This window comes from Niastella caeni, from assembly GCF_004834005.1.
GTDB lineage: Bacteria > Bacteroidota > Bacteroidia > Chitinophagales > Chitinophagaceae > Niastella > Niastella caeni.
This window is the reverse complement of the sequence record NZ_STFF01000007.1, coordinates 345,561-363,483: the sequence shown is the minus strand read 5'-3', so window position 1 is coordinate 363,483 and position 17,923 is coordinate 345,561. Positions and strand designations below refer to the sequence as shown.

Genomic DNA, 17,923 nt, shown 5'->3' with positions numbered 1-17,923 from the left:
TTGAATTTTTTAATTGCCCAGCTCTAACTGGTTTTTGATGAGATTGAAATAAAATCCTTTTTCGGTGATCAGTTCTTCGTGTGTGCCTACTTCAGTGAGCTCGCCCTTATCGAGTACTACAATCTTATCTGCATTGCGCACAGTACTGAGGCGGTGAGCGATCACGATCACAGTTTTTCCCTTGAAAAAATGTTGCAGGTTCTCCATAATAATCCGTTCATTCTGCGTGTCGAGCGCACTGGTGGCTTCGTCGAACAAAAGGATGTCGGGATTTTTATATATAGCCCGCGCAATAAGGATGCGCTGCTTCTGACCGGTACTTATGCCAATACCATTTGATCCGATCTTTGTTTCGAACTTCAGTGGAAGTGAATCTACAAACTCAACAATATTTGCTACGCGCGCCGCCTCGAGCAGGCGTTTTCTATCGATGTTTTCTTCACCCACTGCTATATTATTGGCAACGGTATCGTTGAAAATAAATCCTTCCTGCATCACCACGCCGCAGGCATTTCGCCAACTGCTGTTGTGAATATTCGCTATAGCCGTGTTGCCGGCATAAATTGCTCCGGCCGCCGGCTCATAGAATTTGAGCAACAACTTTAGCAGGGTGGTTTTTCCGCTTCCGCTGGCGCCCACAATAGCTGTCACTTTTTTAGCAGGTATTACGCAGTTGATGTTCTTTAAAATACCCGGCATGCGGGGATCTGTATCGTATTTGAACGAGAGGTTTTCGATAACGATATCACCGGCCGGCACTGTTTCAATCTTTTTAACGAAGGCAGCTTCTTCATCGGGCTTATTGTGAATTTCATTGATCCGTTCCATACTCAGGCGGGCATCCTGTAATGATTGTATAAATTCTACCAGTTGCGTAATAGGAGCATTCAATTGACCGGTAATGTAAGAAACCGACAACATCATGCCCAGCGTCATATCTCCCTGCAGCACCAGTTTGGCGGCCAGAAAAGAAATGAAAATATTCTTCAGCTCATTGATGACCGAAGCGCCCCCCGATTGCACCTGTTTCAACGTAAGGCTTTTCAGGTTTATCCTGAATAACTTCACCTGCAGATGTTCCCATTGCCACCGTTTTTTTCTTTCTGCATTGTGCAGCTTGATCTCCTGCATGCCAAAAATTAGTTCGAAATTTTTTTCCTGGTTGGCCGACAACTGGCTGAACCGTTTGTAATCGAGCTTAGCCCTTTTTTTAAGGAATGAAATGACCCACACAAAATAACAGGCACTGCCCGCGAGGAACACCAAAAAGATAAGCGGGCTATAAATAGCAAGAATGATGCTGAAAACAACCAGGTTAAGCAGCGAAAAAATAGTGGTGAACGTACCGCTGGTCAGAAAATTTTCCACGCGCTGATGGTCTCCGATGCGCTGCAGAATATCTCCTATCATTTTGGTATCGAAAAAACCTAACGGCAGCTTCATGAGCTTAATAAAAAAATCAGACAGCAACGTAATATTGATCCGGCTGCTCAGGTGTAGAACAATATAACCACGCAGCATTTCAACGGTGGTTTTACCAATGAAAACCATCAGTTGCGCCGTCAGGATCATATAAATGAAGGGCATATCATGATGACGGATCCCAATATCCACGATGCTTTGGGTAAGGAAAGGAAAGATCAATTGCAACAGGCTGCCGGCCAGCAATCCCATCAGGATCTGCATCAACTCCTTACGGTAACGGGTGAGATAGGAAAAGATAAATGCAAAACCTTTCTCCCTGACATTGCCGCCGCCTTCTTCCATTTTCATAAATTCAGGCGATGGTTCCAGTGAAAGGATGATCCCCTGCTCATTCCCCAGCGACCATCCTTTCAGGAATTCCTCTTTGCTGTATTCAACCAGTCCATGCGCAGGGTCAGATACATATACCCTGTCTTTTTTGATCTTGTACACTACTATAAAATGGTGCTGGTTCCAGAAGGCTATACATGGCAGGGGGTTGCATTCTTCCAGGTCTTTATAGCTGATACGGGCGCCTACTGAACGAAGTCCCAGCTTTTCGGCCGCCTCACTGAGGGCCAGCAGGCTGGAACCGGTTCTATTGGTATGCGTTAAAGAACGGAGATGTTCAAGCGGAAATGACTTGCCATAATATTTACAGATAATGCGAAGGCATGCAGGCCCGCAATCCATTTCGTCGTGCTGTTTATAGTGTGGAAATTTTTTAAGCATACTTTACTGTTAGGCGGCTTTAACAATTATTTTAGAGGATGTTTTTTGCTTTTCCCTGGCAACCACCGACCGGTAGTACTGATGCAGCAGGTCGTACATCACCAGCTCGTGTACACGCGGTTTGGAAGATACCGACCGGTTCACCACCATGTGGATATAGCTAAAGAGCAATTCAGATAAAGTAACTTCGGGCTCGTTGATCTGCAGCCTGCCTTTTATTTTATCGATCACCGGCGCCAATTGTTCGCTACGCTGCTTCAACACGGCCATAATTGGTTGCAGATCGTTCGTATCGTCCTGCACGGGGTCCAGCGCCTGTTCTATCTGTTTGCGGTATTTCCTGTATTTATTGTTCAACTGGTTGTTGAGCATTTTATCGGCGTTGAACTCTGTCGCAAATGCATTTTTCATAGACTCCATCTGACTTAGTTTTTCGCCAATCGAAAAACCGAAGCCATTCAGCAGTTCATCGATCGATCTCAGGGTCCAGATCCAGCGGATCTGCTCGCGTGCATCGCCCCAGGTGTGCTGCAGCATTTTCAGAACAGCTTCGCTATCGTGGTAAAAAAACTGTTCGGTCAATTCGATAGTACCGCGGCCATACCGGTCCAGCTCACGTTTATAAGTATCGGTCAGCGTTTTGTAGATATATCCCATCCTTTCATATTGGCTGATGTGGCGGCTCAATGTACCGATCACTTCACCGATCACCGACACGTCGGGCATATGTAAACGCAACCGTATATGGAACCCGGGGTCGTAATAACGGATAAAGAAAAACTGATCGATCGCCTTTCGTTGCAGCAGTTCGTCAACAGCGGGCTGTATGGCCTCTGACAGTATTTTGTCGGCCGATTTTACGCCACAATAAAATTTATAATACAGCCACTCTGATCCTATGGAAAAATCGGCCGTTACGGGCGGCAGTTCTTTTTTTTGTACCTGTTTCGGCGCGCTGTAGGTTGCGTGCTCTTTAATGATCGTTGCCACAAACTGATTACAGTATGTGTTGTTTTGCCCGTCGGTCACTGCCGTATTTTCCGGATAGTAGAATTCTTTCAGTTCCATACCCGGACGGTTCTTAACCATGTCGAGCCAGTTCCTTACCATCATGGTGCTCTCCAGGTCAACCAACATTTCGTTATCGCTATCAGCCAGCACAATGTACCGGGGAAGGCGCCATTCCTTCCGGAAAGCTTGTAATAATTCCGGCAACTGCTCCTCTTTGGCAGTCATCAAATGTTCATAATCGCCGCGTAACAATCGCCAACTGGCCAGCTCCAGTATTGTATTGTTCTGCATTACGCGTGGCAGGAATTTGTATTGATATTTCAGGCTTCCCCAATTAAAAGAAACAGAAGACCGTTGCTTTTGCATTTGGAGGTCGCAAAGAAAATGATAAACCGGAAGGGCATTGTAACTGTAATTATGTGCTGTGCTCAGGCGCGGGATGATCTGTTTATTCAATCTTTTGGAGCGTAAAACGATCCTGCCGCTTTTTACGGAAACAACCAGGTCGGAGAGTTGGATCTGGTGTTCTGCGTTCAGCGAAGATTTGGCGAGATAAGGAATTTCATATTCCCGGAATGCAGGATGAAGCAGGATATTCCCTACCCGGCTTTCGGGCAGGTGTATTATTTCGGCATACAGGATCTCCGGATCATTTTTTTGTTCTGCAGCTGTTATGTCAAGCACGATCTGGTTGATGGCTTTGTCGGCATGGGCAAACCGGCCTAACAGGTTGGCGGCGCTGCTGCCACAGGCATGTTCCAGCAAAATGGTATTTGTAGTTGCATCCATCATCCGGAACATAACAGCGAGGGATGGTGGCAGGTCGGCCCAGTTTTCACCAGGAAAAAGGGTTAGCTCATTCTCGTGCAGGTCAATGGAAAATGAGCCGGTTTCAATCGCTTTGTTCACCTTATTGACCAGGCATTTTTCAACCAGTCCCCAGCGCACCGTTCCTTCCGAATCTTTTTTATCGGGCAGCAGCAGGTCTTCCACCAGCGGGGTGTGATTATCGGTTTTGCCTTCGGGATAACCGATGCCCGATTCATTGTCGAGCACTTCCAGTAAGGGCATTTCACGATCTTCATAGCGGTCGTAATACCGGCGTATGAACGATTGCAAATTTTCGTTGGTGCGTGTCAGGGTCATCCTGTTCAGTAACGACAGCGCGGAAAGGAGCTGTTGCTGTATGGTGTTTGACACTACGGCCTGAGCTGCTTCGATGATAATATCCGCCTGGAATAATTTGCTCTCGTCGTACGGGATATCCAGTTTATCGAGCAATTTTTGAATGGCCCGGTAAGGCTCCGCAGCATTACCGGTATGCTGGTCGAGCTGCGACAGTTGCCTGTTGGCTTCTGTGAGGATATCTATAATTTCGCGCACGCCTTCATTCTGGTTCTCCAGCCAGATGCGCTCCAGCACGCTTATTACCTGGTATATGAATTCTTCACCGGTAATTGCCGGTTCCAACTCACTGGTGAGCAGTTGCGCCTGCAGTATTTCATCTATGAAGGCAGCGGCCTCCTCGCTGCCGATCTCATCATTGACCAGCAAAGCGGCCGCCTCGTCGATGGTAATGCCTTTTTCGCTCTCTTTCAAGATCAATCGCAGGTAACTGGCATCTGAAACCGAGCTGATCTGGTGTATGCGTGCACCTCCCACATACTTGTATTCAATATAACGGAGTTCATCACCTACCGGGTAAGCACTGTTATTGGGAAAATATCGTAAATGTTCTTTTATCCCAGGCAGGGTTGCCAGCTTTTGCGATAAGGCGCAGAGATAATGCATATCGAACCGGGTATGCCTTTTTACACGGGTGTGGTTATGCGTTATCTGGGTTTTTGATTCGCCCCAGGGCACCACGGTGCAGCCTGAAAACAGGCCAAAGGGCGTGCAGCGGCTGCTCATACGCCAGAAATATTTTACCAGTGAACGGCTGAGCTTTTGTATCCCCTTCGTATCGGTAAGCACCCCGGTTTTCCATTTCATGCATTCATCGTACAATACAGGCGAAGCCAGGTAAATGGCTTCCATGAACAACCGGTTATCTGTGAGGTTACGGATGGCAGGCTCGTCGAGATCCTGGCAGAGAGGGAATTGTGGGGTACGCAATACCAGCGCGGGGTGGAAGTAATAGGGAATTTTCATGGAAAAAAGTTTATTTCATTTAATTGCCTGTTCCGTACTGCGTACAGGATTCGAACCTGTAATTTCTCCGTGAAAGGGAGACGTCTTTGCCCTTTGACCAACGCAGCAGATGAAACCGTACAAGAGTAAGGTAATGAAGAAATTTTTGCCACCCTTCGGTTTACCGTTACATTTGTATCGGTTTCATGATTGTACTTGTACAATCTGAATGGCCCCCTGGTTCGTCCCGGGGGCTTTTGTTTAACTGTGGTTACTATAATTGTATTTCACAGTCCCACAAAGAACACGCCGGTACAGAGCAGCAGGTGATTGTATTACATTCCCAGAAACTCTGCCATGCGCTGTAAGCTCCCTGAGCGTTTGCACCGCCCTGAATTTGCTGCTGGTGCTGGTTACTGAGTACAGTAACCGTTTTTTTGCTCAGGGTGAGCTTCGGTTTTTGAACTGGTTTCATAATTGTTAGTTTTTGGTTTTTTTATTAATCGGATTGCTGATCACAATCGTACAGGCTGCAGAACGGAATAGAACAACAAGATATAGTGTCGCATCCCCACATACTGTGAAACGAGCCTGAAGCCAATGCGGCTTTTTCACCACCCTTTACCTGCATCTGTTGCACGTTACTGAGAATAGTGACGGTTTTCTTGTTCAGCCTGAGCGTTGATTTTTTAACCTCTTTCATAATTGTTGGTTTTTTCCTTTTTCTTGTAAAGCCCCGGTCAACCTTACCGGTAATTTTATAAATATTCTTCCGGGCAATCAAATAAGGAGCAGGCCGGAACGGAACAACAGAAAATAGTATCGCATGCCCAAAAACTTTCAAAATTGCTTATCGCTCCGGCTTTTATACCACCCTGCACCTGCTGCTGTTGCTCGTCATTAAGAATAGTAACAACTTTCTTATCGAGCCTGAGCTTTGATTTTTTAACCTCTTTCATAATTGTTGGTTTTTGATTCCTCGATTATACAGCGTTTGCATCGCAATTGGCATTGCACGACAGCAGTTTCGAAATCGTATCTGTGATGCAGTCGAATAACCAGGTAGCCTGGTTATGGGCCTGTCCTCCCTGGATAGCCTGTAATTTTGCCGCTTCCATTTTGGCGATGGTTTGCTTGTTGAGGCGCAGATTATTTTGCTGCGTTAATTGGTTAGGTTTCATTTTTTCAGGTTTAAATTTTATAGAGAAGGTAACAGTCCCCCCGGTGAGAGACTGTTATATCATCCCAAAAAAATTAATCCGCCTGCGCGTCGCAATTGGAGCAGGAAACGGCAATGGAATAAATGATCAAGCATGGAACGGAGGTAACGGCGGCGTTTGCATTACCTGCGCGTACTGCATTGAGATGTGTAGCATCTAATTTGGTAACTGTTTGTTTGTTCAGGAACAATTTGTTTTTTTGCTGTTGATTTACTGGTTTCATGATTGTATTTGTTTTAAAAATGATTGCCTACTCTTTTAACAGCTTTTCGGCTACGGCTGGTATAGAGGCCTCTATGTGATACCAAAAGTAATTTTGCCGGGAGCCCGAAAAAAAAGAGATACACAAAGCTTCCTTTTGTATGGACGACGGAACAGAAAAAAAATGTGGGCAGTTTAACGGCAGCTGGCTAACCCAGCTTACTGTTTTGCGAAAGTTCATAATACAGCAACCGCTTATTACCTGTACTTTAGGAATAAAATTTACGTTGAAAGTAAGCGTCCTCCTTTGCATTATCCTTTTATTTAATGCCATCGAAACGGTTGCCCAGCCCATATACGCCGGCCGTTATAAAACCATATTTACTACACCGCCTTCAAACGTGCCCACGGCAAAAACACCAGATGCCCCGCTCACCGGAAATGGCGATATAGGTTTAACTTTTGGCGGCGAACCCGGCCAGCTGCAATTATATTTCGGGAAAAATGATTTCTGGCGGGCCTACCCTGTTTATCCCGGTGGCGGCATTGCTTTACCAGGCGGCCTCAACCTTACTATAGATGCATTGAAAGGCGCCAATTATTATGCAGAACAGTTACCTGATAAAGGGGTTATTCATGCATCCTTTAAAAAAGAAGATTTAACAATAACCGTTGATAGCTGGGTAGCGGCCACACGCAATACCGTGATCATTGAAATAACAGCCAGTAAAACCTGTACACTACAACCCGCGTTATGGGCAGCTAAAGGTAATACCGCTATAAACAGCGAAGGTGCAACGGGAAATGTTATCTGGGCAACACGTTCTTTTGAAAACACCCCATTGCTGGAATGGCCCTGCCACGTTGCGCTGGCGATGCGCGTATTGGGAAACAACGGTTCAAATGAAATAATAACATTGGCGCCCGGTAAAAAACAATTATCACTGTTACTATTTATACCAATAATGATCGTACAAACTGGAAGGAAGGGGCCATTAAAGAAGCGCAATCGTTAACCCCCGCTATTATACAAACCATGTATTCAGCACATCAGCAATGGTGGCGGGCATTTTGGGAAAGATCAGGTGTGCAGGTAAACGATCCGGTGATAGAAAAATATTATTATACCTCCCAGTATTTATTTGCCTGCGCTTCACGCGCCGGTAAATTTGCACCCGGCATCTGGGGCCCTTTTATAACAAAAGATTCTTCGGCATGGGGTGGTGATTACCATCTTAACTATAATTACCAGGCGCCGTATTGGGCGGCCTATTCGAGCAATTATATCGATCTCACAGACAATTACGATCAACCATTGCTGGATTATATGGAAAAAGGTAAAGTGCATGCCAGGGAACTGCTGCAGGTAAAAGGCATCTATTATCCTGTGGGCATTGGCCCAAAGGGTTTGTGCACCACACGATGGCCGCTTACGCCCGAAGAAATGTTGTTACGGTACGGCACTACCGAAAACACTATTGACAGCGGTTATAAATTTCTTGGCCAAAAAATAAACGCCGTCTTTGGCGTGGGCAATATGTTGATGCGTTTTTATAGTACGTACGACACTGGTTATGCCAATCGCATTTATCCTTACTTATTGGCTTGTGCCGATTTTTGGGAAGATTACCTGAAGCTGGAGAATGGCCGTTATGTTATTTACATGGACCATTATGGTGAAGTAATGCCTAACCTGCGCAATCGGGGCCAGTGGCGCCACCTGTTGGGCGATTTCAACTCCACGCTCTCCTTGGGATTGGTAAAAATGTTATTCAAAGGAATTATTGAAGTAAGTACGTTTTTAAAAAAGGACCTATCCCGGCAGGAAAAATGGCAGGATATTGTTACACACATAAGTCCATTCCCTGTTGGTGAAACCGGGAGCAGGCTGAGCTTAAAACCCGTGGAGCGAAGCCCCGCTGAGTGGTTAAAAAAAACAACGGGATTGTCAAGAGTATCTATTCATGGTCTCATACTCCCCGGCGCCGTTTGCGGACCGGTGACAGACAGTATATTCAATAACATATTACTGAATGATGTGGCGCATTGGAAAGACCGGATGCAGCATGCAGGCGAATGGGGCAATACATTGAATAATGGTATTGAAACCTGTTTTCCCGCGGCCGTTCGTGTTGGTTATGACCCCGATGATATTCTGCAACAATTGAAAGATCGTATTGCGCTACAATCATTTCCCAACGGCTGGATCACAGCCGGCGGTGGCGGCACAGAAACATTGTCAGCTGTTCCTATGACCATTAATGAAATGCTGTTACAAAGTTATGAAGGGGTAATACGCATTTTTCCCAACTGGAACCATACTAAAAATGCCAGGTTCAGCAAACTGCGCGCATATGGCGCATTTGTGATCAGCAGCAGCCTGCAAAATAGACGTATTGAATATGTAAACATACAGAGCGAAAAAGGCCGTACCTGTATTATGGAAAACCCTTGGCCGGGTAAAACAGTACAACTGATACGCAATGGAAAAAAAGCAGCCGCGCTTACCGGTAACCGGCTTACATTTCATACAAAAGAAAATGAGTTAATAATATTGAAAGAGATCTGAGATGCATTATTTTTGATATACATATCTCCGTTACTTATAGTAAGGTTAAACCGGGTCTGATTTGATGAACCTAATGCGTACGAACAACATTACACAGACACAAAATAGTTCATCATGCAAGACAAGAAAAAGGACTATCAAACCAACCTCACCCCACTCCTAATAACCTTATTAATATTAGCAGGGTCGCTATTCGTGTTTGCGCCATTTGCGCCACATCTATTTACCAACCCTGCTTTATTAAAATATGTTGACTTTAGAAACACCGGTCAAATTGGCGACACCCTGGGCGGCTTAATGAGCCCGTTCATTAACCTGGCGGCAGTAATAGTTACAGGCCTGGCTTTTTACATGCAGTATAGAGCTAATACATTACAGGTGCAGATCTTCACCGACCAGATAAAACAAACTGAAAGACAGTTCAGGAAAGAGCATTTATATAAGGAAACACAAAACAAGGTCCAGCAATTTGAAAGCCAGTTTTTTGAAATGCTACGTTTACATAAAGAGAATGTTGATGAACTTAATATAATTAGTGTTGTAAACGGAAAACAAGTTACAAAGCGACAGGCCTTTGTTACGATGGCAGATGAATTTAAAATTTTTTTAAGCTATATCAACTACGATCACCTGCCATTCATTCATGAGTATAAACATGCGCTCGACATTTTCTTCTGGGGCTGGAATAAAGAATATATAGACATAGATACATTATCAAGCTCCTGGAACAGGATAATAGACGGACCAAATGAGGATAATCATTTATTCCCCATTGACTTTAGAGAATACAAAGGGTATTCAAGTTCATTAGGTCACTATTTCAGGCATTTATTTTTGATGGTAAAGTTTGTTGCTTACAGTAATGCAATAACTGACTATGATGGCAAGATGAAATATTTAAAAATACTCAGAGCGCAGCTAAGCAACCACGAGCAGATAATGCTTTTCTACAACTGGTTAAGCGAAGGGTACGGCGGCGCCTGGGAAAATGAGGAAAATAAATTTTTTACCGAGTATAAAATAATACACAACCTTTGGGTTGGAGAGTTATTTCAAAATCAATATATAGTTGATGCTGTCAATGGTCTTATTGACAAGTACAATCGCAATCCCAAAGAAACACCCTTATTTGAGTTTCAGGGAAACGATTTTAATCTTAAAATGAAGAACATAGAAAGTAAATCGCTTTCAAACCTTTTTTAGAAAGAACGGATAAATTTTCTTCCCCATTTTTTTCCGTTCTTATAAACCTGTACCTTAAAATGCATTTACTTTACAGGTTTACGCAACATTCATGTCCCTATCACTGCAATTACAGCACGTAGTAAGACCAGGTTATACCATAGACCTGTTTGTACCCAATGCACAGGAAGTACAGAATAACTACTTTCGGCAAAAGCAGGTACAGGCGCAGGTCCCTTTTCCGCATTGGACAAAACTATGGCCGGCTGCACTGGCTATGGGAGACTTTATATATAAGCATCCCGAACTGGTTCAGAATAAAAACGTGCTGGAGCTGGCCGCCGGTCTCGGACTCCCCTCTTTTATGGCTGCCCGGTACGCCAAAACTGTTTGCTGCAGCGATTACCTGGAAGAAGCCGTTGCCACTATGGCTAAGTCTGCCCGGCATTTACAGCTTCCCCATGTTACCTGCCAGGTACTCGATTGGAACCAGTTGCCCGACGATCTTACTGCAGACGTATTATTATTAAGTGATATCAATTACGATCCCGACCAGTTTGACCAGCTTTACCAGGTAATGCAACGGTTTCTTCAACAAGGCACGGTCATTCTGTTAACCACTCCCCAACGGTTGATGGCAAAACCTTTTATTGAAAAACTGTTGCCCTTTTGCAGGCAGCAATATGAAATGTCTATATATTATATACAGGAGCACACGCCCATCAGTTTGTTGGTGCTGGAGGAACAACATCCATAAGAAAGGAAACGAATGGATGTATAAAACGTTTCCGGCCCACTGCGCATCTCAATAAAATAAAAACAGATTTTTTTCAAACCTGCCGAACAATTGACCAATCCCCCATGTTATTTTCCCGTTAATTTTGATCTGCCGTTCCTGCCATTCTAAGATGACAGGTATGCGATTAATCTATTACTGCTATGATTTAAAGCTGGTTTTCTATGAAGGCTAACGCTGCAATGAAGGCTACTTCTGCTGTTTACCTGTATCCCCTGAAGGACATGAATGACTATTCTGATCATTCATGGAATATGGAAGGCCTCAGGGTATTTTTAAGCAGACCCGAACATAAAAAAGATTTCATTCAATATCCTTTCCGCAGTGATTCTTACTGGGTTGCCCTGGTTTTAAACGGGTCTTTAACCATTCAATTGAATGGAGAAGAGCAGGTAATAAATGAGAATAGCATGTTGATCATACCGCCGCACGTAGTGCGCCAGTTTGACGAAGCACCTAATAATACCTGTAATGCGGCCTGTGTGGCGTTTACGCCGGATTTCATGTTGGATACAGGTCTTTCACAAAGGCATATTGATCTATTTGAATATCTTTTTAATAGCCACAGTACACATCTGCGGTTGGCTTCAGAGGACGCTTCCCGGTTCCTTACCATGATCACCATGTTGCAGGAAAAGAATTTCTCCCGGGAACACCATCCGTTTGCCACTGAAGTGGTACGTCACTTCTTTAATGTGTTCCAGTTTGAACTGGCCGGTCTTTACCACAAACATTCAAATCAGAAAAAGGCAGTGCATGATCACAAGGAAGAGATCGTATGGCGGTTCCTTGGGTTACTATCGAAACACGTTAAATCTGAACGTAACCTGCTGTTCTATGCGAACAGATTATATGTAACACCCAAATACCTTACGCAAACGGTTAAGAAACTTACAGGCAAAACAGCCGGAAAATATATTGATGAACTGGTAATTGTAGAAGCCAAGAATTTACTGCGCGACCCTGCTTTGACCATTGCCCAGGTGGCAGACCTTCTTTATTTCAGTGATCAGTTTTTCTTCAGCAAATTTTTTAAACGCTATACAGGAATTACTCCTTCCGTCTATAGAAAAAGCGTTTAAAGCGAATATTGTTCATTCCTTTTAGACATATACCATGCCGGCTCACCCGAAAAGAGCCATGCATGGTTACATGCATTTATTGTATCAATAGAATATGCACAATACAAGCCAGCACAGGCTTTTGTTCATGCAGTCAGCAATTATTTTTAATTCAATCATTGGCAATGCAGTTAAGGAATTTTAGACATATTCCGGCGACTTTCTGACATTGAAGTTGTGTGACGCTCTTTTCAACTTTGCATACGAAGATTGGATTCTATAAAGATTGGAAAGTTATTTAATGCGAAATATACTACAGCAAAAGATCTCACTGTTTAAAGAAGCAGACCTGATAAGAGCGCAAGACCTATATCCCTATTTCCGCGTAATTGAATCAGGACAGGAAACCGAGGTAGTGCTCAATGGGAAGCGCGTATTGATGTTTGGTTCTAACTCTTATCTAGGACTTACCAACCACCCAAGGATAGCCGAAGCAGCCAGTCGCGCCATTGAAAAATATGGCAGCGGTTGCGCAGGCTCCCGGTTTTTAAATGGTACGCTCGACTTACATGTTGAACTGGAAAGCAGGTTGGCCGCTTATACCGGCAAGGAAGATGCTATTCTTTTCAGCACGGGCTTCCAGGCCAACCTGGGCGTGCTCTCTGCATTGTCGGGTCGTGCAGATGTACTGTTGCTCGATGAGTACGACCATGCATCTATTATTGATGGCAGCAGGTTGTCATTTTCACGGGTGATCAAGTACCGCCATAACGATATGCAGGACCTTGAACATCGCCTGCAGCTGCTGCCCGCCAATGCTTTTAAGCTGATCGTTACAGACGGTATTTTCAGCATGGAAGGTGACATCGCCCATTTGCCGGCTATTACAGCCCTTGCAGAAAAGTATGACGCCGCCGTAATGGTAGATGATGCGCATGCGTTAGGCGTTATCGGCGTAAATGGCGCCGGCACGGCTTCGCATTTCAACCTCACCAATGAAACCGACCTCATTATGGGAACCTTCAGCAAGTCGCTGGCTTCGCTGGGCGGCTTTGTGGCAGGCGACAGCGCAGTGATCGATTACCTGAAGCACAAAGCCCGGGCGCTTATTTTCAGCGCCAGCATGACGCCTGCTTCAACCGCCAGTGTAATAGCCGCCCTGGATATTATTGAAGAGGAGCCTCACCGAATACACAAACTATGGGATAATACCAACCATATGCTGCTGTTGCTGCAGGAGCAGGGCTTCGACACCGGCGACACACAAAGTCCCATCATTCCTGTACGCATTGGCGACAATCATAAAACTTTTTTGTTTACCAAGGCCCTGCAGGACAAAGGTGTTTTTGTAAATCCCGTGGTATCACCCGCAGTTCCCTCAGAATCATCCCTGATAAGGCTTTCGCTGATGGCCACGCATTCTTTCAGCCAGATTGAAGAAGCGGTAGAGAAAATGAAAGAAACAGCCCTTATGCTGGGTATTGAATTGAAACTGAAAAAAGAAAGCGCATGACCGGTATAGTAACCGTTTATACCCGGAAGCAGTTAAAGGCTTTCATTGATTTTCCTCATGACCTGTATAAAGGAGACAGCAATTATGTACCTGAACTTTTTATTGCCCAGCGTGATCTTTTAACGCCCGGCAAGCACCCCTTTCATGAACATTCGAAGGTGCAGTTATTCCTTTATTATAAGGACAATGTTATCAGTGGAAGGATCGCTGCCATCCTTAACAACAATCATAACCGCTTTAATAATACGACCGATGGGTTCTTTGGCTTTTTCGAATGCATCAACGACCTGCAGGCAGCCAGTACTTTGTTCAACACGGCGGAACAATGGCTGCGGGAACAAGGCGCCACTACGATCATCGGCCCGGTGAATCCATCAACCAATGAACCCTGCGGTTTGCTGATCGATGGCTTCGACAAACCGCCGCTTGCCATGATGACGTATAATAAATCGTATTATACTTCTTTGATGGAAGCCATGTCACTTAAGAAAAAAATAGACCTGCTGGCTTATAATATTAACAAAGAGGATGTGGGCGACCGGCCGCTATTGCTGGAAGAGCGATTGCTGAGCAGGCTGCGGCAAAAGAATATCACTATAAGGCCTGTAAACAAGAAAGACCTGGCGCATGAAGCCAGGAACGTGCGCGAAGTATACAATGCAGCCTGGGATAAGAACATGGGATTTGTGCCCATGACAGATGCAGAGTTCAGCTACCTGGCAAAAGACCTGAAGATGGTGCTTGACGAACAGTTTTGCCTGATAGCGGAACACAACGGCAAGCAGATAGGTTTTGCCCTGGCCATCCCCGATATTAACCAGATCCTGATCAAAGTGCGGCGGGGAAGATTGCTGCCTACCGGCATCTTCAAGCTGTTGCTCAATATGAAAAAGATCGACCGGATCCGCGTGCTGGCGCTGGGCGTGAATAAGGAATACAGGAAGCTGGGTATTGAAGCCTGTTTTTATGCCGCCATTATAAAACGGGTAGGCGCCCGCCAGATGAAGGGAGCGGAAGCATCCTGGATCCTGGAGCACAATGAAATGATGACTAAAGGTATAGAAAGCATCAATGGCAGGGTTTATAAGCGCTATCGCATTTATGAAAAGGCATTAGAAAAACAATTATGAAAGAAAAGGTACTGATAACGGGCGCCAGTGGTTTCATAGGCTTTCACCTTATTGAAGCTGCGCTTCGCCAGAGACTGGATGTATATGCAGCAGTGCGGCCAGGCAGCGATATTAGTCACCTGAAAGAATATGAGATCAAATTTTGCGAACTGGATTACACCAATGTGAATGAGTTGGCGAAACAGCTGGCGGCTACCGGTTGTCAATATATTATTCATGCCGCCGGCGCTACACGGGCAGGCTCGCAGCAAATGTACGATACAGTGAATGCCTCCTATGCTTTTAACCTGGCCAGTGCTGCGTTAGAAGGCCTGGGAAGTAAACTAAAAAAGTTTGTCTTTGTGAGCAGCCTGGCTGCAGTTGGCCCCTTGAACAGTCGTTTGGCGTTGATCACGGAAGACGTAACGCCTGCTCCGGTAACAGCATATGGCAGAAGCAAGCTGCTTGCTGAGCAACAATTAAAAACACTGTCATCGCTTCCGCTGGTAATTCTGCGGCCTACAGCAGTGTATGGGCCGCGTGAGCGGGATATTTTTATAATGCTGCGTTCTATTCATCGCGGTATAGAACCGTATATCGGCCGGGTTGAACAACAGCTAAGCTTTGTATATGTAAAGGACCTGGTTGCGGTTGCCATTCATTCGTTATTCAGCAGCGGATCGCATCTGACGTTCCATATTTCAGATGGTGGGAGCTATGATCAATATGAGCTCGCCAATCTTTCCAAACAGATCCTGAACCGGAAGACCTTGCGGCTGCATGTGCCCTATGCAATGATCAAAGGACTTGCCTTTGCCATGGAAAAATGGAATGGGTGGCGTGGAAAAACGCCGGTGCTGAACAGAGAGAAGCTGCATGAACTAACGGCCGTCAACTGGCAATGCAGTATTGAAAAAGCAAAAAAGCACCTGGATTATCGGCCGCAGTATTCCTTAAAGCAGGGGCTCTGGGAAACATTGCAATGGTATCGTTTAAACAAGTGGTTATAATTATATAAGAAAAATCAAGGTTTATGAAACGAAGCATACCCGTGTAAAAAATGGAAAAGGTATGCGGAGTTCCATCCGACCAATTAAAAAAGTAAAAAATATACGGATGAAAGAACAAATGTTACCGGCAGAAGGAAAATTAGGGATCCTGCTTCCTGGCCTGGGTGCTGTAGCCTCTACTACCATCGCAGGCGTTATTGCCAGCAGGAAGGAATTGGCTAAACCAATCGGATCGTTTACACAAACAGGTCATATTGAGCTGGGAGAAGGAAAGGGCGACCGGTATCCATTCATTAAAGATTTTGTACCGCTGGCTGCACTGGAAGATGTAGTATTTGGCGGATGGGATATCTATGAGGATAATGTTTTCCAGGCAGCAAGTCATGCCCGGGTGCTCGACCAGCATTTGCTGAATGCCATCAGGCCCGAACTGGAAGCGATAAAACCCATGAAAGCGGTTTTTGACAGAAATTATGTGAAGAACCTGGATGGTACGTTCATTAAACAAACTGCAACCAAATGGGACGCGGCCCAGGAATTGAAAAAGGATATTGAAACGTTCAAAAAAGAAAACAACCTGAGCCGGGTAGTGATCGTATGGACCGGCTCTACCGAGAAGTACCTGGAGCAAACGGCCGTGCATGAAACGATCGCTTCTTTTGAGGCCGGACTGAAAAATAATGATGCCGCTATTGCTCCCAGTATGGTGTATGCGTACGCAGCCGTAAGCATGGGTGTTCCTTTTATCAATGGCGCTCCGAATCTTACCACCGATATACCGGCCATTGTACAACTGGCGCACAAAACAAAAACACCTATCGGCGGTAAGGATTTCAAAACAGGACAAACGCTGATGAAAACGATCGTGGCGCCCGGCCTGGCAGCCCGCTCACTGGGCGTGAACGGCTGGTTCAGTACCAACATCCTCGGAAACCGCGATGGCCTGGTGCTGGATGATGAAGAGAATTTTAAAACAAAAGAAGTATCGAAGCTGGGTGTACTGGAAGATATTCTGCGGCCCGACCTTCACCCCGATCTTTATGGAGAACTGTATCATAAGATCCGCATCAATTACTATCCTCCGCATGGAGATAATAAAGAGAGCTGGGACAATATCGACATTTTCGGCTGGCTCAATTATCCCATGCAGATCAAGATCAACTTCCTTTGCCGTGATTCTATTCTGGCAGCCCCCATTGTACTTGACCTGGCGTTATTTGCCGACCTGGCCCAACGTGCAGGCATGTACGGTGTACAGGACTGGTTGTCGTTCTATCTTAAATCGCCCCAAACGCAACATGGAGAACCTGCAGAGAATGATATCTTCAAACAACTGAATACGCTGAAGCAGGTGTTGCGTGGTATGATGCAGGAGCAAACACAGGAGGCGCCGGCAGTAAAACGCACCAAAGTAACGGAAAAGGTCATATGAGGCTAATCGCCAGCATCATAGCAACTGCAGGTGGCATTGGCCTCATAAAGGGAGGAGGTACAGCCGCCGCAGTTGTTTTTTGTATAGCCTGGTATTTTTTTCCCATAGGGTATGTTTACCAGGTTTTGCTGCTGGCCCTTTTACTGGCTGCCGGAACATGGAGCGCTACCAAAATGGAAACCTTTTGGGAACACGATAGCAACAAGATCGTTATTGACGAAGTAGCAGGCATGATGATAACACTTGCCTTTTTACCACATAGTGGTGTGTATATCATTACAGGCTGTGCGCTCTTCCGTTTTTTCGATATTATAAAACCGCTGGGCATAAGAAAGGCAGAATTGCTGCCGCGTGGCATAGGCGTAATGGCCGATGATGTACTGGCAGGTATTTATGCCCACTTGATCTTATGGCTGCTGATTGTTATTTCTGATTTTGCGATTTAGAGATTTTGAGATTTTATATTGCTCAGCAACTTAATACATTGCGAAAT

General features: G+C 45.2%; 17 protein-coding genes and 1 tRNA gene. 10 read left to right on the top strand and 8 right to left on the bottom strand.

Annotated elements, in window-relative coordinates:
• Positions 1-9: 9 nt before the first annotated feature.
• The 8 genes from FAM09_RS23605 to FAM09_RS23570 form a co-directional block, all read right to left on the bottom strand.
• Complete coding sequence (locus FAM09_RS23605; protein WP_136579621.1) at positions 10-2,196, bottom strand: peptidase domain-containing ABC transporter; 2,187 nt, start codon at positions 2,194-2,196, stop codon at positions 10-12.
• Between the two features lie 9 nt (positions 2,197-2,205).
• Complete coding sequence (locus FAM09_RS23600; RefSeq protein ID WP_136579620.1) at positions 2,206-5,358, bottom strand: lantibiotic dehydratase; 3,153 nt, start codon at positions 5,356-5,358, stop codon at positions 2,206-2,208.
• Positions 5,359-5,393: 35 nt separating this feature from the next.
• Positions 5,394-5,465: transfer RNA gene (locus FAM09_RS23595), tRNA-Glu, on the bottom strand.
• A 146-nt stretch (positions 5,466-5,611) separates the two neighbouring features.
• Positions 5,612-5,812: a class I lanthipeptide gene (locus FAM09_RS23590; RefSeq protein WP_136579619.1), complete on the bottom strand. Its 201-nt coding sequence runs from the start codon at positions 5,810-5,812 to the stop codon at positions 5,612-5,614.
• 24 nt (positions 5,813-5,836) lie between these two features.
• On the bottom strand, positions 5,837-6,040 hold the full coding sequence (locus tag FAM09_RS23585) for a hypothetical protein (RefSeq protein WP_136579618.1): 204 nt from the start codon (positions 6,038-6,040) through the stop codon (positions 5,837-5,839).
• 55 nt (positions 6,041-6,095) lie between these two features.
• Positions 6,096-6,296, bottom strand: coding sequence for a class I lanthipeptide (locus tag FAM09_RS23580; protein WP_136579617.1), 201 nt, complete (start codon positions 6,294-6,296; stop codon positions 6,096-6,098).
• A gap of 24 nt (positions 6,297-6,320) precedes the next feature.
• On the bottom strand, positions 6,321-6,518 hold the full coding sequence (locus FAM09_RS23575; RefSeq protein ID WP_136579616.1) for a class I lanthipeptide: 198 nt from the start codon (positions 6,516-6,518) through the stop codon (positions 6,321-6,323).
• Positions 6,519-6,591: 73 nt separating this feature from the next.
• A complete protein-coding gene (locus tag FAM09_RS23570) occupies positions 6,592-6,780 on the bottom strand; it encodes a class I lanthipeptide (protein WP_136579615.1) in 189 nt (62 codons plus the stop codon).
• Positions 6,781-6,919: 139 nt separating this feature from the next.
• Here FAM09_RS23570 and FAM09_RS31140 point away from each other — a divergent pair, with 139 nt between their 5' ends.
• The 10 genes from FAM09_RS31140 to FAM09_RS23525 all read left to right on the top strand — a co-directional run bounded on the left by FAM09_RS31140 (position 6,920) and on the right by FAM09_RS23525 (position 17,876).
• On the top strand, positions 6,920-7,774 hold the full coding sequence (locus tag FAM09_RS31140) for a hypothetical protein (protein ID WP_208025643.1): 855 nt from the start codon (positions 6,920-6,922) through the stop codon (positions 7,772-7,774).
• A gap of 20 nt (positions 7,775-7,794) precedes the next feature.
• Entirely contained in the window at positions 7,795-9,327 is a 1,533-nt protein-coding gene (locus tag FAM09_RS23565) for a glycosyl hydrolase family 95 catalytic domain-containing protein (RefSeq protein ID WP_208025642.1), read from the top strand.
• Positions 9,328-9,441: 114 nt separating this feature from the next.
• Entirely contained in the window at positions 9,442-10,530 is a 1,089-nt protein-coding gene (locus tag FAM09_RS23560) for a putative phage abortive infection protein (RefSeq protein WP_136579614.1), read from the top strand.
• A gap of 91 nt (positions 10,531-10,621) precedes the next feature.
• A complete protein-coding gene (locus FAM09_RS23555) occupies positions 10,622-11,266 on the top strand; it encodes a class I SAM-dependent methyltransferase (protein WP_136579613.1) in 645 nt (214 codons plus the stop codon).
• 203 nt (positions 11,267-11,469) lie between these two features.
• Positions 11,470-12,387 (top strand): AraC family transcriptional regulator, encoded by a 918-nt coding sequence (locus FAM09_RS23550; RefSeq protein ID WP_136579612.1) that lies wholly within the window; start codon positions 11,470-11,472, stop codon positions 12,385-12,387.
• Positions 12,388-12,667: 280 nt separating this feature from the next.
• Complete coding sequence (spt, locus tag FAM09_RS23545) at positions 12,668-13,879, top strand: serine palmitoyltransferase (RefSeq protein WP_136579611.1); 1,212 nt, start codon at positions 12,668-12,670, stop codon at positions 13,877-13,879.
• Positions 13,876-15,009, top strand: coding sequence for a GNAT family N-acetyltransferase (locus tag FAM09_RS23540; protein ID WP_136579610.1), 1,134 nt, complete (start codon positions 13,876-13,878; stop codon positions 15,007-15,009). The genes spt and FAM09_RS23540 overlap by 4 nt, the downstream gene beginning before the upstream one ends.
• Positions 15,006-15,998 (top strand): NAD-dependent epimerase/dehydratase family protein, encoded by a 993-nt coding sequence (locus FAM09_RS23535; RefSeq protein ID WP_136579609.1) that lies wholly within the window; start codon positions 15,006-15,008, stop codon positions 15,996-15,998. Before FAM09_RS23540 ends, FAM09_RS23535 begins: the two co-directional genes overlap by 4 nt.
• A gap of 106 nt (positions 15,999-16,104) precedes the next feature.
• On the top strand, positions 16,105-17,430 hold the full coding sequence (locus tag FAM09_RS23530) for an inositol-3-phosphate synthase (RefSeq protein ID WP_136579608.1): 1,326 nt from the start codon (positions 16,105-16,107) through the stop codon (positions 17,428-17,430).
• A complete protein-coding gene (locus tag FAM09_RS23525; RefSeq protein WP_136579607.1) occupies positions 17,427-17,876 on the top strand; it encodes a phosphatidylglycerophosphatase A family protein in 450 nt (149 codons plus the stop codon). The genes FAM09_RS23530 and FAM09_RS23525 overlap by 4 nt, the downstream gene beginning before the upstream one ends.
• Positions 17,877-17,923 lie beyond the last annotated feature (47 nt).

Excerpts from the sequence above, each read along its gene's own strand:
- FAM09_RS23535 (WP_136579609.1), top strand. The coding sequence starts at position 15,006 with ATGAAAGAAAAGGTACTGATAACGGGCGCCAGTGGTTTCATAGGCTTT.
- FAM09_RS23525 (WP_136579607.1), top strand. The coding sequence starts at position 17,427 with ATGAGGCTAATCGCCAGCATCATAGCAACTGCAGGTGGCATTGGCCTC.
- FAM09_RS23565 (WP_208025642.1), top strand. The coding sequence starts at position 7,795 with ATGTATTCAGCACATCAGCAATGGTGGCGGGCATTTTGGGAAAGATCA.
- FAM09_RS23585 (WP_136579618.1), bottom strand. The coding sequence starts at position 6,040 with ATGAAAGAGGTTAAAAAATCAACGCTCAGGCTGAACAAGAAAACCGTC.
- FAM09_RS31140 (WP_208025643.1), top strand. The coding sequence starts at position 6,920 with ATGGACGACGGAACAGAAAAAAAATGTGGGCAGTTTAACGGCAGCTGG.
- FAM09_RS23540 (WP_136579610.1), top strand. The coding sequence starts at position 13,876 with ATGACCGGTATAGTAACCGTTTATACCCGGAAGCAGTTAAAGGCTTTC.
- FAM09_RS23555 (WP_136579613.1), top strand. The coding sequence starts at position 10,622 with ATGTCCCTATCACTGCAATTACAGCACGTAGTAAGACCAGGTTATACC.
- spt (WP_136579611.1), top strand. The coding sequence starts at position 12,668 with ATGCGAAATATACTACAGCAAAAGATCTCACTGTTTAAAGAAGCAGAC.
- FAM09_RS23550 (WP_136579612.1), top strand. The coding sequence starts at position 11,470 with ATGAAGGCTAACGCTGCAATGAAGGCTACTTCTGCTGTTTACCTGTAT.
- FAM09_RS23560 (WP_136579614.1), top strand. The coding sequence starts at position 9,442 with ATGCAAGACAAGAAAAAGGACTATCAAACCAACCTCACCCCACTCCTA.
- FAM09_RS23600 (WP_136579620.1), bottom strand. The coding sequence starts at position 5,358 with ATGAAAATTCCCTATTACTTCCACCCCGCGCTGGTATTGCGTACCCCA.
- FAM09_RS23605 (WP_136579621.1), bottom strand. The coding sequence starts at position 2,196 with ATGCTTAAAAAATTTCCACACTATAAACAGCACGACGAAATGGATTGC.
- FAM09_RS23570 (WP_136579615.1), bottom strand. The coding sequence starts at position 6,780 with ATGAAACCAGTAAATCAACAGCAAAAAAACAAATTGTTCCTGAACAAA.
- FAM09_RS23580 (WP_136579617.1), bottom strand. The coding sequence starts at position 6,296 with ATGAAAGAGGTTAAAAAATCAAAGCTCAGGCTCGATAAGAAAGTTGTT.
- FAM09_RS23530 (WP_136579608.1), top strand. The coding sequence starts at position 16,105 with ATGAAAGAACAAATGTTACCGGCAGAAGGAAAATTAGGGATCCTGCTT.
- FAM09_RS23590 (WP_136579619.1), bottom strand. The coding sequence starts at position 5,812 with ATGAAACCAGTTCAAAAACCGAAGCTCACCCTGAGCAAAAAAACGGTT.
- FAM09_RS23575 (WP_136579616.1), bottom strand. The coding sequence starts at position 6,518 with ATGAAACCTAACCAATTAACGCAGCAAAATAATCTGCGCCTCAACAAG.